This is a genomic window from Rhodococcus sp. JG-3, assembly GCF_000482405.1.
GTDB classification, from domain to species: domain Bacteria; phylum Actinomycetota; class Actinomycetes; order Mycobacteriales; family Mycobacteriaceae; genus Rhodococcoides; species Rhodococcoides fascians.
In genome coordinates, this window is the sequence record NZ_KI519398.1 from 3,562,680 (window position 1) to 3,578,037 (window position 15,358).

The 15,358-nt window shown below is 64.9% G+C and carries 12 protein-coding genes; 6 read left to right on the forward strand and 6 right to left on the reverse strand.

The features are described 5' to 3' along the window. Nucleotides 1-35: 35 nt before the first annotated feature. From K414_RS0118165 to infC, 4 genes are all read right to left on the reverse strand, one after another. Nucleotides 36-842 (reverse strand): RNA methyltransferase, encoded by an 807-nt coding sequence (locus K414_RS0118165; RefSeq protein ID WP_027497241.1) that lies wholly within the window; start codon nucleotides 840-842, stop codon nucleotides 36-38. A 38-nt stretch (nucleotides 843-880) separates the two neighbouring features. Then, nucleotides 881-1,270, reverse strand: a complete 390-nt coding sequence (rplT, locus tag K414_RS0118170; RefSeq protein ID WP_008715924.1) for a 50S ribosomal protein L20 — start codon at nucleotides 1,268-1,270, stop codon at nucleotides 881-883. 86 nt (nucleotides 1,271-1,356) lie between these two features. Beyond that, on the reverse strand, nucleotides 1,357-1,551 hold the full coding sequence (rpmI, locus tag K414_RS0118175; protein WP_008715923.1) for a 50S ribosomal protein L35: 195 nt from the start codon (nucleotides 1,549-1,551) through the stop codon (nucleotides 1,357-1,359). A 116-nt stretch (nucleotides 1,552-1,667) separates the two neighbouring features. After that, complete coding sequence (infC, locus tag K414_RS0118180; RefSeq protein WP_032365534.1) at nucleotides 1,668-2,384, reverse strand: translation initiation factor IF-3; 717 nt, start codon at nucleotides 2,382-2,384, stop codon at nucleotides 1,668-1,670. A gap of 403 nt (nucleotides 2,385-2,787) precedes the next feature. Here infC and K414_RS0118190 point away from each other — a divergent pair, with 403 nt between their 5' ends. After that, nucleotides 2,788-3,168, forward strand: coding sequence for a DUF1844 domain-containing protein (locus K414_RS0118190; protein WP_027497243.1), 381 nt, complete (start codon nucleotides 2,788-2,790; stop codon nucleotides 3,166-3,168). Between the two features lie 81 nt (nucleotides 3,169-3,249). On the opposite strand, the gene uvrA is transcribed toward K414_RS0118190, so the two are convergent. Then, nucleotides 3,250-6,174 carry an excinuclease ABC subunit UvrA gene (gene uvrA / locus K414_RS0118195; protein ID WP_027497244.1) on the reverse strand — a complete coding sequence of 975 codons (2,925 nt, stop codon included), beginning with the start codon at nucleotides 6,172-6,174 and terminating at the stop codon, nucleotides 3,250-3,252. Nucleotides 6,175-6,432: 258 nt separating this feature from the next. On the opposite strand from uvrA, the gene K414_RS0118205 reads away from it, so the two are divergent. The 3 genes from K414_RS0118205 (at nucleotide 6,433) to K414_RS0118215 (ending at nucleotide 10,921) form a co-directional block, all read left to right on the forward strand. Then, nucleotides 6,433-7,122 (forward strand): MBL fold metallo-hydrolase, encoded by a 690-nt coding sequence (locus K414_RS0118205; RefSeq protein ID WP_027497245.1) that lies wholly within the window; start codon nucleotides 6,433-6,435, stop codon nucleotides 7,120-7,122. Nucleotides 7,123-7,262: 140 nt separating this feature from the next. Beyond that, the gene (locus K414_RS0118210) at nucleotides 7,263-8,453 is read left to right on the forward strand and encodes a DoxX family protein (protein ID WP_027497246.1); all 1,191 of its coding nucleotides are present in this window, start codon (nucleotides 7,263-7,265) and stop codon (nucleotides 8,451-8,453) included. 146 nt (nucleotides 8,454-8,599) lie between these two features. Then, nucleotides 8,600-10,921 (forward strand): ATP-binding domain-containing protein, encoded by a 2,322-nt coding sequence (locus K414_RS0118215; protein WP_027497247.1) that lies wholly within the window; start codon nucleotides 8,600-8,602, stop codon nucleotides 10,919-10,921. Nucleotides 10,922-10,999: 78 nt separating this feature from the next. Here the strand turns inward: K414_RS0118215 and K414_RS0118220 are convergent, their stop codons facing one another. Further along, the gene (locus tag K414_RS0118220; protein ID WP_008715916.1) at nucleotides 11,000-11,452 is read right to left on the reverse strand and encodes a universal stress protein; all 453 of its coding nucleotides are present in this window, start codon (nucleotides 11,450-11,452) and stop codon (nucleotides 11,000-11,002) included. A gap of 182 nt (nucleotides 11,453-11,634) precedes the next feature. On the opposite strand from K414_RS0118220, the gene K414_RS0118225 reads away from it, so the two are divergent. Then, on the forward strand, nucleotides 11,635-14,499 hold the full coding sequence (locus K414_RS0118225) for an alpha/beta fold hydrolase (protein ID WP_027497248.1): 2,865 nt from the start codon (nucleotides 11,635-11,637) through the stop codon (nucleotides 14,497-14,499). Further along, on the forward strand, nucleotides 14,496-15,353 hold the full coding sequence (locus K414_RS0118230; RefSeq protein WP_027497249.1) for an ABC transporter permease: 858 nt from the start codon (nucleotides 14,496-14,498) through the stop codon (nucleotides 15,351-15,353). Before K414_RS0118225 ends, K414_RS0118230 begins: the two co-directional genes overlap by 4 nt. The last annotated feature ends 5 nt before the right edge of the window (nucleotides 15,354-15,358 follow it).

Genomic DNA, 15,358 nt, shown 5'->3' on the forward strand with positions numbered 1-15,358 from the left:
CGAAGCAGAGTGGTAACGATCCTAGGCGACCGTATTCACGGGTTCGCCGACCGTCGTCGAACACGGGCGCTCGCGTAGAGGCACAGTGCCGCGGCGGTCGCCAGGTTCAGACTCTCCGCCCGACCGTGGATGGGAATTCTGATCCGGTGATCGGCAGCTTGGGCAACGGGGAGGGACAAACCGTGGGCCTCGTTGCCGAACAACCACGCAGTCGGCTGCTGGAGCAGCTCGTCTGCGTCGTCCAAGTCGACTTCGCCGTCGGCGGCAGTCGCCACGACCGTCAGGCCGGCACGGCGCAGTGCGTCGATACCGTCTTCGATCGAGCGCTCCCGCGCAATGGGAAGATGGAAGACGCTGCCGGCCGAGGCCCGCACGCATTTGCCGTTGTGCGGGTCGACGGAGTCGCCGAGCAGGACCACCGAATCGGCCCCGGCGGCATCGGCAACACGAATGATCGTGCCGGCATTACCAGGCTCGGCCATTTGCACCGGAACGGCCACCAGCCGCGGTGTTCCTGCCAACGCACGGTCGATCGGGACGTCGACCAACTCGGTGACTGCGATCAGACCCTGCGGGGTGACGGTGTCCGACAATGCCTTCGCGGCACGATCGGTGATCGGAAACACCCGTGCGCCACCGGCCTCGATGGAGGCGATGAGGCTCTCGTGTCGGTCGAGGGCATCCGCGGTGAAGAACAGCTCGCGGACCGACCCGAACCGAGCAGCCTCGGACACAGCGTTGAAGCCCTCGGCAAGGAACAGTCCCGTCTTCTTGCGCTCTGCAGCGCGAGCGAGCTTGACGGCCGAAACGACCCGCGGAGTTCGCTCGGTCAGCGAATCCACGGGTCGTTTCGGAGTTGAATCGTCGTGCGGCGACTCGCTCAGGCTGCTTCTCCAGCAGGAGCGTTGACATCGGCAGGCAATGCAGCCTTGGCGATGGCGACCAAGCCGGCGAATGCCTCGGCATCGGACACAGCGAGCTCGGCGAGGATCTTGCGGTCCACCTCGACGCCCGCGGCCTTCAGGCCCTGGACGAAGCGGTTGTAGGTGATGTCGTTGGCCCGCGCTGCAGCGTTGATACGCGTGATCCACAGCTTGCGGAAGTCACCCTTGCGCGCGCGGCGGTCCCGGTACGCGTAGGTGAGCGAGTGGAGCTGCTGCTCCTTGGCCTTGGTGTACAGACGTGAGCGCTGTCCGCGGTAGCCCTTGGACGCTTCGAGAATCGAACGGCGCTTCTTCTGGGCGTTGACGGCCCTTTTTACGCGTGCCACTGGTGAATCCTGTCGATCTGGGGGCGTGTGAAACCCCGAATGGTAATGGGATGAAGCCGACCGAAATCAGTCGGCGGCGAGCCGGATCAGATGCCGAGCAGGCGCTTGATCCGAGGCACGTCGGCCTTCTTGACAACGGCGACACCATCGAGGCGACGAGTCACCTTGGTGGGCTTGTGCTCGAGCAGGTGGCGACGGCCGGCCTTCTGGCGCAGGATCTTGCCGCTGCCGGACACCTTGAATCGCTTCTTGGCACCACTGTGCGTCTTCTGCTTGGGCATGAAATCCTCTGTTCTGTATTAGCTCTTCGGTGGTGCATGGCACAGCCACGCAGCGCCTCGGAACGGACTGCGCACCGAGGCGGGTGCGGGACTGTCTTACTGGTAGAGCGCGAAGCTCAGTTGGTCTGAGCCGGAGTAGCCGGAGCTGCTGCGGCCGGTGCCTCGGCAGCCGGAGCTGCTGCGGCGGGCTGTTCCGGCGCGGGGGCCGGTGCGCGTTGCGCAGGCGGCGCGGCAGCGCTTTCCTGAGCCTTCACGCGGGTCTTGGCACCCTTGTGCGGAGCCAGGACCATGGTCATGTTGCGGCCGTCCTGCTTGGCCGACGTTTCCACGAAACCGAGTTCCGCGACGTCGGCTCCCAGGCGCTGCAACAAACGGAAACCCAGCTCGGGGCGCGACTGCTCGCGACCACGGAACATGATGGTGACCTTGACCTTCGAGCCGGCTTCGAGGAAGCGAACCACGTTGCGCTTCTTGGTCTCGTAGTCGTGCGCGTCGATCTTGGGGCGGAGCTTCTGCTCCTTGATGACGGTGAGCGTCTGGTTCTTGCGCGATTCGCGCGCCTTCTGCGCAGCCTCGTACTTGAACTTCCCGTAGTCCATGATCTTGCAGACCGGCGGACGTGCGTCGGGAGCTACTTCGACAAGATCGAGGTCGGCTTCGAGAGCCAAGCGGAGTGCATCTTCAACACGCACGATCCCCACCTGTTCACCGCCTGGTCCGACAAGACGGACCTCGGGAACTCGGATGCGATCGTTGATGCGGGTCTCAGTGCTGATGGGGCCTCCTAGGTAGTGCGGTGTGGTGTGTAACCCGACCGCCTGCCACTTACACAGCCCGTCGCCCTCGAACCTCGACATCACGCTCGGCGAACCAACACCGAAAACGAAAAAACCCTGCAGCCGGTCAGTACCGACAGCAGGGCCCGATGTCGACCGGTCGATCCGTACGACATAGCGCGTCGTACAGTCTCCTCACGAGGAGGAAGCACTGTGGAATCCCGATTGGGATACCTTCGTGCGACCGGACCGGAAGCGATCCATTCGGATCACATACCGGTGGGAGTCGGGCTCCACTTGCTGCCTCCATGCGGTGAACTCCATCGAGGAGCGCACGCCGAAGACGGTCGTCGAGTCAGACTACCAGCAGAATGCCGAAACCGACAATCGCACCGGTCGATGAAGCCGAGTCGACACCCGATCCGACCGACGGCACCCGCGGCGTGGGATTCTCGTAGGTATGACCAGTTCATCCACGCCCGCCGATCCCGCAGGCACCGACCCCACCGGTATCGAGCAAGAAGTCCGGGAACTCGCCGAGGTTCCCGCGGTCGAGGTCATCAGCCGTGCAGCGGTGATGCTGATGAGTTCCGCGGCCGAGAAGCTGGGTCTATCCGAGCCCGATCCCGCGGAGAGCCCCTACCTCGATCTCGACGAGGCCCGACGCGTCATCACCGCACTCGCCGGCTTGGTCACCGCGTCGGTCGAGTACCTCGGTCCCCACGCTGGACCGATTCGCGACGGCCTCCAGGCACTGCAACGCGCGTTCCGGGAAGCCTCAGCACACCCGGACGAGCCAGGACTCGGCCCCGGTGAGAAGTACACCGGCCCGGTGCACTGAACGAGCGCACCCCACCCAACCCACAGACGACGAAGCCGCATCCGGCAATCCGGATGCGGCTTCGTCGTCGACGTGTTCGCGTCAGACCGCAGCGACCTTACGAGCCCGACGCTTCTTCGGGGCCGCCTTCGGCGTGGACGCCACTACCTCGCGGGAGAGTGCCTCCTGCAGGAATTTTCCAGTGTAGCTTTCGGGTACGGCTGCCACGGATTCTGGATTACCTTGTGCCACAACCGTTCCGCCGCCCGAACCGCCTTCGGGTCCCATGTCGATGACCCAGTCGGAGACCTTGATGACATCGAGATTGTGCTCGATGACAATCACGGTGTTCCCCTTGTCGACGAGTCCGTTCACCACGCCGAGCAACTTCCGGATGTCCTCGAAATGCAGGCCCGTGGTCGGCTCGTCGAGAATGTAGACGGTGCGGCCGGTCGATCGCTTCTGCAACTCGGCTGCGAGTTTCACACGCTGAGCTTCGCCGCCGGACAGTGTCGTCGCCGGTTGACCCAGGCGGACGTAACCGAGGCCGACCTCGACGAGTGTCTTGAGGTACCGGTGAATAGACGTGATGGCCTCGAAGAAGTCGGCAGCCTCCTCGATCGGCATGTCCAGGACCTCGGCGATGGTCTTGCCCTTGTAGTGCACTTCGAGCGTCTCGCGGTTGTAGCGAGCGCCTTCGCACACCTCGCAGGGGACGTAGACGTCGGGCAGGAAGTTCATCTCGATCTTCAACGTGCCGTCTCCCGAGCATGCCTCGCACCGACCGCCCTTGACGTTGAACGAGAATCGCCCGGGCTGATACCCACGAACCTTGGCCTCGGTGGTGGCCGCGAACAACGTACGGATCTTGTCGAACACCCCGGTGTACGTCGCGGCGTTGGACCGGGGCGTGCGGCCGATCGGTGACTGGTCGACGCGAACCAGCTTGTCCAGTTGGTCGAGACCGTTGATCCGGGTGTGCCGACCGGGAACCTGCCGGGCACCGTTGAGCTTGTTGGCCATCACGGTCGCCAGGATGTCGTTGACCAGAGTCGACTTGCCCGAGCCGGAGACACCGGTGACCGACGTCAGAACACCGAGGGGGAAGCTGACGTCGATTCCCTGGAGGTTGTGTTCACGGGCACCCACGACGGTGACCTGTCGCTTCTTGTCGACCACCCGGCGGGTGTCCGGCAACGGGATCTCCATGCGACCCGACAGATATGCACCCGTGAGCGATTCGTCGTTGGTCAGCAGGTCCGCGTAGGAGCCGCTGTGCACGACGCGTCCGCCGTGCTCACCGGCCAACGGTCCGATATCGACGACCCAGTCCGAGGTACGGATGGTGTCCTCGTCGTGCTCGACGACGATCAACGTGTTGCCGAGATCGCGCAGTCGCGTCAGGGTGTCGATGAGCCGGCGGTTGTCCCGTTGATGCAGTCCGATGGACGGCTCGTCCAGTACGTAGAGCACGCCGACGAGGCCGGAGCCGATCTGCGTGGCGAGCCGGATACGTTGGGCCTCGCCGCCGGAGAGCGAGCCCGCGGTGCGCGCCAACGACAGGTATTCGAGACCCACGTCCAGCAGGAAGCCGAGTCGAGCCTGAACCTCCTTGAGGACCTGGCCCGCAATCGCTTCCTCGCGTCGCCCCAGAGTGAGACTGTTGAGGAAGTCGGCCGTATCGGCGATGGAGAGTTCACACACCTCGGCGATCGACTTCGGCCCGAAATCACCTGCCGCGATGGTGACCGACAGAATTTCCGGACGCAGCCTGGCTCCGTTGCAGGTAGGACACGGAACGTCGCGCATGTAGCCGTCGTAGCGTTCCTTCATCTGTTCGGATTCGGTCTGCTCGAGGCGGCGGTGCAGGAAGGGCATGACGCCCTCGAACTCGGCGTAGTACGACCGGGTGCGGCCGTACCGGTTCTTGTACTTCACGTGCACCTGGTGGTCGCTGCCCTCCAGGACAGCTCGCTTGACCTTCGCCGGCAGCTTGTTCCACGGAGCGTGCAGATCGAAGCCCATGGCGTCGGCGAGTCCGGACAGCAAGCGACCGAAGTACTCCGACGTCTGGCCCATCGACCAGGGCGCGATGGCACCGTCGGCCAGACTCAGATCACCGTCGGGCACCACCAGCTCGGGATCGACCTCCTTGCGCACGCCGAGCCCGACACAGTCGGGGCAGGCACCGTAAGGCGAGTTGAACGAGAACGATCGCGGTTCGAGGTCGTCGATGGACAGCGGGTGGCCGTTGGGGCACGCGAGCTTCTCCGAGAAACGACGCTCCCGATCGGGGGCGTTCTCCTCACGGTCGACGAAGTCGAGAACCACGATGCCGTCCGCGAGCCGCAGTGCGGTCTCCACCGAGTCGGTGAGCCGCTGCTTCGAGCTGGACTTGACGGTGAGTCGGTCGACAACGACCTCGATGTCGTGTTTTTCCTGCTTCTTCAAGACCGGCGGGCTGCTGAGCTGGTGGACGACACCGTCGACGCGCACACGTGAGTAGCCCTGGGTGTTGAGCGAGTCGAACAGGTCGACGAACTCGCCCTTACGGGTTCGGACCACCGGCGCGAGGACCTGGAATTTGAGGCCCTCCTCCATGTCGAGAACCTGATCGACGATCTGCTGTGGGGTCTGCTTGGCGATCTGCTCGCCGCACACCGGGCAGTGCGCAGTGCCCGCCCTGGCGTAGAGCAACCGTAGGTAGTCGTAGACCTCGGTGATGGTGCCCACGGTGGAGCGTGGGTTGCGGTTGGTCGACTTCTGGTCGATCGAGACCGCGGGCGACAGGCCTTCGATGAAGTCGACGTCGGGCTTGTCCATCTGCCCGAGGAACTGCCGTGCGTATGCGGACAGCGACTCCACGTAGCGACGCTGGCCTTCGGCGAAGATCGTGTCGAAGGCGAGAGACGACTTGCCCGAACCGGACAAACCGGTGAACACGATCAGCGCGTCCCGGGGCAGGTCGATATCGACCCCCCTCAAGTTGTGCTCCCGTGCACCTCGCACTATCAGGCGATCCGCCACTGTGTTCCCTTCTTTTCTCACGAGCACGTCGAGCCGTGTTGCTGCTCGACGCAGCATTGTCCGACGTCGAGTCGATGATGACGCGTGGTGCCGATGCACCGATCACACGCCGTGTAGCCGAGGACTCCACGTCGAAAACCTGTCGAGGTGAGGGACGAACCTCACCTCGTAGCAATGGTAGGTCCAGGTACCGACACACTTTTCCACGAGCGTGACCCCGGCGCTCCCGTCGTTGCTGCCGACGGTAGCGTCCTCGAAATGGACGAGCACCTCATGGTCATCGACGACAATTACACCGGCGTCGTTGCACAGGGTTCACCCCCGCAGCGGCGGACGATCCCCGGAGCCACGATCACCAAGATGTCGGTCGGCCCCATGGACAACAACACCTACCTGGTCGTCTGTTCCGCAACGGGACATTCCCTGCTGATAGACGCCGCCAACGAGGCCGACCGCATCTCACTGCTTCTCGACGAGAACGCACCGACGCTGTCTCTGATCGTCACCACACATCAGCATGCCGACCACTGGCAGGCGCTGGCCGATATCGCCGGTGGCACCGACTCCCCCACCGCGGCCCACGAGCTGGATGCAGAACCGCTGCCGGTAGCTCCGGACCGTTTTCTTGCCGACCACGACACGGTGTCGGTGGGCGAGCTCACGTTCGATGTGGTGCATCTGACCGGTCACACTCCGGGCTCGATAGCACTCGTGCTGACCGACACCGAGGGCAAGACGACGCACCTCTTCACCGGTGATTCCCTGTTCCCCGGCGGCGTCGGCAAAACCAACGGCCCCGAGGACTTCACCCACCTGCTCGACGACGTGAGCGCCAAATTGTTCGACCGTTTCGCCGACGACACCGTCGTCTACCCCGGGCACGGCAAGGACACCACTCTCGGTGACGAGCGGCCGCACCTGGCGGAATGGCGCGAACGCGGCTGGTGACGCCGCACGTGCTTGAGACCGTGAAACACGGGGTATGAAGAGTGTGACAAAAGTGCACGCACCGGTGATTTCGAACTACTTTCGGTGCGAGTCCGCACGTACAACCGCCATGACACGAGAAACTACGCAGGAGGCTGTCAATGCTGGTCCGCCGTATCGCCCGTCCGCTGATGTCTACGATTTTCATCTCCGGGGGCGTCGATGCACTTCGTAATCCCGCCGGCAGGGCGAAGGCAGCCGCTCCGCTGATCGAGCAGAGCAAGGATGCTCTGCCGAACGAAGTCACCGCGAACGTGCCGACCGATCCCGAGACGTTGGTTCGGATCAACGGCGGTATCCAGGTCGCCGGCGGCATTCTGTTGGCCACCGGCAAGGCACCGCGTATCGCATCGCTCGCTCTGGCCGGAAGCCTCGTTCCGACGACACTGGCCGGACACGCGTTCTGGAACGAAACCGACCCGGAGACCAAGGCTGCGCAACGCATCCACTTCTTCAAGAACCTCAGCCTCCTCGGCGGACTGCTGATCGCGGCCGTCGACACCGAGGGCAAGCCCTCCGTCGCGTGGCGCAGCAAGCGGGCGGCACGCCGCGCACAGGAATCTGTGGTCTCTGCGCTGCCCGGTCACACCACTCACGACACCGGGGAACGCGTCAAGGAAATTGCCTCGATCGCAGCGAGCCGCGGTGCCGACTTGGCCGACGCCGCACAGCCGAAGCTGGCCAAGCTCGCCGACGCCGCACAGCCGAAGCTGGCCAAGTTCGCCGACATCGCCGGGGAGAAGGGCTCGGAGCTGGCAGAGGTCGCGCAGCCCGCTCTGAACCGGTGGGCTCACATCGCCGCCGACAAGGGTTCGGAGCTGGCAGAGGAAGCCCAGAAGCGGGGCTCGAAGCTCGCCGAGCTTGCCGCCGACCGCGGAAGCGATCTGGCCGAAGAAGCCCAGAAGCGTGGCTCGAAGCTCGCCGACAAGGCCGCGCACCGCAGCTCGGATTGGGCCGAACTCGCTCAGAAGCGGGGCTCGAAGTTGGTCGACGTCGCTGCCGACCGTCGCAGTGAACTGGCCGAGGTGGCGCAGAAGCGCGGAGCAAAGCTCGCCGATCTCGCTGCCGAGAAGGGATCCGTTCTGGCCGAAGAGGCTCAGAAGCGCGGTGCCACGTGGGCCGACATCGCGTCGGATCGGGTCGACACCCTCGGCAAGCGCGCTCGTAAGCGGGCCGAGAAGCAGAACAAGGAACTCGAGAAGGCAACCGAGCAGGCTCGGGCCAAGCTCGAGAAGCGAGTTGCCAAGGCGCAGAAGAACTTGGACAAGAAGCTCCAGCAGTACGCGAAGTAGGTCTACCCACGACGCTCGGCGTCGTTCGCGCGCACGGCCCTGTCCCAGAACTCGCGGTTCTGCGGCAGGGCCGTTCTGCGGCGTAGACTGCTCTGGCTGATTTCGAGGCGATATCGTCGCCTCGGCCGAACTCCCGAGGAGAACCTTTGCCGGACGACGGCCACCCATCGAACGATCCCGGTGCACCCATCGAGGAAGACCTCGAACAGGCGCACCTGACGCGCTTGTACGCGCAGCTCGATTCGCTGCGCGAGTATGCAGCAAACCGACTTCGCGCCGTGCTGCTCGAGACCGGCGGAACACCGCAGGCCCGAAGCGAGCGCGAATCCTTCAACCAGATGTACACCGAGGACATCGCCAAGTACGACGCAGCCGAGAACGGGCTCTGCTTCGGACGCATCGACCTCGACCCGGACACCCTCGATCCGAAAGTCGACGACCGCCCCGAGCGTTACATCGGCCGTGTCGGAATCCTCGACGACAAGAACGATTACGAGACACTACTGCTGGACTGGCGAGCTCCCATGGCCCGTCCGTTCTATCTGGCGACACCGGCAGCTCCCGAAAACGTGTTGCGCCGCAGGCACATCCGTACCCGCGGACGCAAGGTGACCGCCATCGCCGACGAGTTCCTGGACCTCGAGTCCGCGCAGTCGTCCAACGATGCCGCTGTTGCGGGTGGCGTCGCCAGCGAGGGTGCGCTGCTGTCCGCTCTCGATGCAGCGCGAACCGGTCAGATGAACGACATCGTCGAGACGATCCAGAGCGAGCAGGACGCGATCATCCGCTCACAGCATCGCAGTGTGCTGGTGGTGCAGGGCGGACCGGGCACCGGCAAGACGGCCGTGGCACTGCACCGAGCAGCGTATCTGCTGTACACGTACCGTCAACAACTCGGCAAGAGCGGTGTCCTGATCATCGGGCCCAACGCCACGTTCCTCGACTACATCGGCCAGGTGCTGCCGTCGCTGGGCGAAACCGGGGTATTGCTGTCGACGATCGGCGATCTGTACCCCGGAGTCCGTGCGCAGCGCGAGGATTCGGCTCTGGCCACCGAGGTCAAGGGCAGACTGTCGATGGTCGACGTACTGACGCAGGCAGTGCGTGATCGCCAGGAGGTGCCCGCACAGCCGCGCCGGCTGAAGTTCGACACCTACGACATCACCCTCGATCGAAAGATAGTCACGCGTGCCCGCGGCCGCGCCCGGTCCTCCCGGCGACCACACAACTTGGCTCGACCTCTGTTCGTGTCCTCGGTCATCGACCAGTTGGCCAATCAGCTGGCCGCGAAACTCGGCCAGAACGTGGTGGACGGATCGAGCTTGCTCAGCGCCGACGACATCGCGGACATGCGGGACGAGATGCGCGAGGACCACGACGTGATGGCTGCGATAGACGAGTTGTGGCCGGATCTGTCACCCCAGCAGGTTCTTCGAGACCTGTTCGCATCGCCGGAGAAGATCGCATCGGCCGCACCTGCGCTCGACGAGTCGGAGCGCGAGTCGCTGCTGCGCCGCGGCCACGGCTTCTCGTCCGCGGATGCCCCGCTGCTCGACGAGCTCGCCGAGCTGCTCGGCGTCGACGATGCTGCCGAACGTGAACAGGCCCAGCGTCAATGGCGTGGCCAGATCGCCGATGCCCAGGGCGCGCTGGACATCCTGACCGGGTCTGCACCACAGGACCTCGAAGACGAACTGGACCCGGAGATTCTGATGGCGTACGACCTGATCGACGCCGACCAGCTTGCGCGACGCCAGAATTCGGGTCAGCGACTCACCACCGCGGAACGCGCCGCCGGCGACCGTACCTGGACCTACGGGCACGTTATCGTGGACGAGGCACAAGAGCTGTCGGCGATGGCGTGGCGAATGGTGATGCGGCGCATCCCCAATCGGTGGATGACACTGGTGGGTGACACCGCGCAGACCGGTGATCCGGCCGGAACCTCGTCCTGGGGATCGGTGCTCGAACCCTATGTGGCTCAACGCTGGAAGCTCACCGAACTGACGGTCAACTACCGAACGCCGTCGGAGATCATGACCGTGGCGCACGACGTGCTCGCGGCGATCGATCCGGAGCAGTCCGAACCGCGATCCATTCGCAGCATCGGCGTCGAGCCGTGGGCTCAACGCGTAGCCGCAGCAGATCTGGTGACGACGGTCGAGAAGCGAGTGGCCGACCACCCTCGTCCCGGCCTGAGCGCAGTGCTCGTTCCCTCCGAACTCGTCGCCCAACTGCAGCACCTGGCGTCGGATGTGGTGACCGTGTCGACGGTCAAGGACGCGAAAGGGCTCGAGTTCGACTCGGTGCTCATCGTCGAGCCGAGCGCGATCGTTGCGGAGTCCGTCAAGGGTATGAACGACCTCTACGTGGCCCTGACCCGAGCAACCCAGCGACTCGGCGTCGTCCATGTGGATCCTCTGCCCCAGGAGCTCGGGGCCCTGCAGCCCTTCGACGCCGAGGCCTGACGAGAACAGTCCGACGAGAACAATCGGCCCGCCCCGTCATCTTCGACGGGGCGGGCCGATTGTCGTACTACGAGAAGATCAGCGGACGGTATGGACGATCAGGACGTCACAGGTCGACTTGCGGGCCGCGTCGGACGGAACCGAACCGAGCAACCGACCGGTCAGCGAGTTGAGCCCACGGTTGCCGACGACGAGTAGATCGCCCTTGACCTCGTCCACGAGTGCCAGGAGGGACTCGACGGGCGCTCCGACGATCGGCTTCTCCTCGATGTTCTTCGCGCCGGCCTTGGTGGCGTGCTCTCGGGCGGTGCGCAGGATTTCGCGCGTCGGTGCCGAACCGGTGATCTGGTAGGCGTCCTCGCGGAGTGCGTCGGCGGCGGCAGAGGTGTCTTTCGGATCGGCCGGGTAGTAGGCACACGCGATCACCAGGGTGGCATCGGCATCTCCCGCCAGAGCCGCGGCCTTCTCCACTGCCCGCAGTGACGATTCGGAGCCATCGGTTCCGACGACGACGGTGCGGTAGGCGCTCATTCATTCCTCCATTTGTCGGTCACACACAGATGTGACACTTCTGGTCGAACTGGATTGGTGCAAGTCACAGGACCGAAAGACGTGGTCCGGGTACTGATGCGCTGACAGTAGCCGGAAGTCGACGATCGGCACGTGAACTTGGGGAACAACACGATCCGCGCCACTCACATACATTGGTTTGCATGCCGATCCCCCGCCCGCCGTTGTCGAGACGGGCCCTCGCTCTCGGTGCCGTCGCGATCTCGATCGTGATCGTGGCCGCCCTCGCATTCGCATTCCTCCCCCAGGGACGCGAAGCCGACACTGCTACGCGTGACGCGCGCATCACGCTACCGGACAGCCCCGGTTCGACGGAGACCGTCGACCTCGACACCCGGCTCTACATTCCCGAGTCCACCCCCGCTCCGGCTGTGTTGCTCGCGCACGGCTTCGGCGGCAGCAAGGACTCGGTCGACGGCGAAGCTCGTGATCTCGCCGCGCGCGGATACGTGGTTCTCGCCTACACCGCACGCGGCTTCGGTGACAGCACGGGTTCGATCTCCATCAACGACCCCGATCGCGAGGTCGCCGATGCCCGCGGCCTGATCGACTGGCTGGCCGAACAGCCCGAAGTACAGCTCGACGCTCCTGGTGATCCCCACGTCGGCGTGGCAGGCGGATCGTACGGCGGGGCACTGGCCCTCAGCGCAGGCGGAACAGACCCCCGCGTGGACTCGGTGGCCGCTGCCATCACCTGGAATGACCTGGGCCAGGCCCTGTTCCCCAACTTCGGCGTCACCTCGTCCGCAGGTCGAGAAGCGCTCGGAAACATCGACTCCCCGGCCGGTGCCGAATACGGCGGACCCGGCGTCCTCAAACGTGGATGGGCCGGGGTCTTCTTCGGAGCGGGTGCCTCCAGCGCTGCGCCCGGTAGTGCCGGGGACGGTAACCGTGGCGGTGGCGGTGGCGCATCCGCGTGCGGCAGATTCGCCCAGGAATTCTGCGACGCCTACGCACAATCCGCAGTGACCGGCATTCCCAGCCAGCCACTACTCGATCTGTTGACTGCCCACTCGCCCGTCGCGGTGGCGTCGAACATCACGGCTCCGACGCTTCTCCTACAGGGCACCCAGGACACTCTGTTCGGTCTCGACCAGGCCGACGCGACGGCTCGGCAGATCGCAGCCGCAGGCGGTGACGTGACCGTTCGGTGGTTCGACGGTGGGCACGATGCCGGTGGAACGAACGGAGCGTCGGATCGAGCCGTCGCGGACTTCTTCGACCGGACTCTGCGCGGCACCCCCGATCCCGCGACCTCCGAGAGCGCGCCGTTCGTGTATTCGACGCAGCGCGCAGCCGATGAGCGAGGAGGAGAACGCAATCGTCGGATGACGGCTCCCGACTACCCAGGCCTGACCCCGAACTCCGAACCCACACAGACGAATACGGTGACCTTCACCCCCGCCTCGGACGACGGGACGATCATTCGTCCGCCCGGCGCGTCACCGTCCGCCATCTCGACGGTCCCCGGTCTGGGTTCGGTGTTGTCGACACTCGGATCGACCGGAGCAGGTGCAGCGCTGACTGCGGACCTTCCGGGCCAGTCCGCGATTTTCACCAGCGAGCCCGTCGACTCGTCACTGACCATCACCGGCGCGCCGAGAGTCGATCTCCGGGTGGCGTCCCTCGCCGGGCCCGGCCAGGCTGTGCTGTTCGCGAAACTGTACGACGTCGCCCCGAACGGCACACGGACCCTTCCCGGCGGCGCAGTGTCGGCCATCCGACTGCCCGACACCGGGAGCATCGATCCCGTCGACGTCACCGTCGCCCTCCCTGGAATCAGCTATACCGTCCAGCAAGGTCATCGTCTCGAACTGAGCGTCTCCACCACCGATCAGGCCTACGCCGTCCCGCTGGAGCCCGCACAGTTCAGCGTGACCATGGCGAACACGTCCGTCGCGTTGCCGACGGTTCCCGCGGTGGCGAGCGCGAACAGCACGGTACCCGTCGCTCCACTGATCGGAATCGGCGTGGTCGCCCTGGTCGTCGGATGCATCGTGGTGGCGACGACCGTGCGAACCAGACGCCGCACGGTGGCCGAGGTCGACGAGGCTCTGGTCGACACTCCCCTGGTGATCACCGACCTGGCCAAGACATACTCGAACGGGTTCCGTGCCGTGGACGGCGTCAGCTTCGAGGTGAAACAGGGGCAGGTACTCGGACTGCTCGGACCGAACGGTGCCGGAAAGACCACCACGTTGCGCATGCTGATGGGCCTGATCACCCCCACCGGTGGCGACATCCGAGTCTTCGGTCACAAGGTCACACCCGGTGCCCCGGTGTTGTCGCGGCTCGGCTCCTTCGTCGAGGGTTCCGGGTTCCTTCCGCATCTGACCGGCACCCAGAACCTGCGGCTGTACTGGGAGGCGACAGGGCGACCGATCGAAGACGCTCACCTCGACGAGGCACTCGAGATCGCAGACCTCGGCGCAGCGATCGAACGCAAGGTCAAGTCCTACAGCCAAGGCATGCGTCAGCGCCTCGCCATTGCACAGGCCATGCTGGGTCTACCCGATCTCATGGTGTTGGACGAACCGACCAACGGCCTCGACCCGCCACAGATCCGAACCATGCGTGACGTGCTGATCAACTACGCGAAGACGGGGCGCACCGTGTTGGTCTCGAGCCACCTCCTCGCCGAAGTGGAACAGACGTGCACGCACGTCGTGGTCATGAACCGTGGCTCCGTGATCAGCTCGGGCACCGTCCGCGAGCTGACAGCGGCCGGAGGGCAGACCGAGATCAGGGTCGACGACGCCGACCGCGCCCAGTCGGTACTCGACGCCGCCGGCCATGACGGCGCGGTGATCGTCGACGACGGCACCGTGACCGTCGACCTGACCGACGCCGATTCCGCCGTTGTCATCAGAGAACTCGTCACGGCGGGGGTGTCGGTCCGCGGCTTCTCCCAGCCCACCCGACTCGAGGACGTGTTCCTCGACCTCGTTCATCGAGATACCCCAGGCACAGTCGTTCACGAGACCGACTCCAGCGAGGATCGCTCATGAGTACAACGCACGCAGACGGCCGCGCAGCGGGCTACAGCGGCGGCCGCACCCTGCCGTTTCGTACCGAACTGCGTCGACAGTTGGGCCGGCGACGCACTCAGCTCGCCATCGGTTTCCTTGCCCTGCTACCGGTGATCCTTGTCGTCGCCTTCACCGTGGGCAGCTCCAGCGCCGACTCCGACGCCGGCGGGCTCATCGAGCTCGGCACGCGAGGCGGCATGAACTTCACCGTCTTCGCACTGTTCATGTCCGTCGGATTTCTGCTCATCGTCGTGGTGGCGCTGTTCTTCGGCGACTCCGTTGCGAGCGAGGCCTCGTGGTCGAGCCTGCGCTACCTGCTCGCCATCCCAGTTCCTCGAAGCCGACTGTTGACCCAGAAGGCACTCGTCTCGGCCACGCTGTCCAGCGCCGCCATTCTGGTGCTGGTCGGAGTGTCCCTACTGATCGGGACGGTGATGTACGGTGCCGAATCATTGGTCACGCCGCTGGGTGAGGGACTGTCGTACGGCACTTCCCTGGTGCGACTACTGATTGCGGTCGCCTACATCGGCGTCAATCTGCTGTGGGTGGCAGGTCTGGCGATGTTGCTGTCGGTGCTCACCGACGCCCCTCTCGGGGCCGTCGGCGGCGCGATGATGACGTCGATTCTGATGCAGATCCTCGATCAGATCACGGCATTGGGGTCGCTGCGCAACTATCTGCCCGGGCACTACGCGAACTCGTGGATCGACGCCTTCGGCACGAACATCGACTGGAACGACATGGTGGTCGGATCGTTCTCGGCCATCACCTACGCGGCGGTCTTCGGGCTGATCGCGTGGAGACGATTCGCCACCAAGGACATCACCAGCTGAGGCGG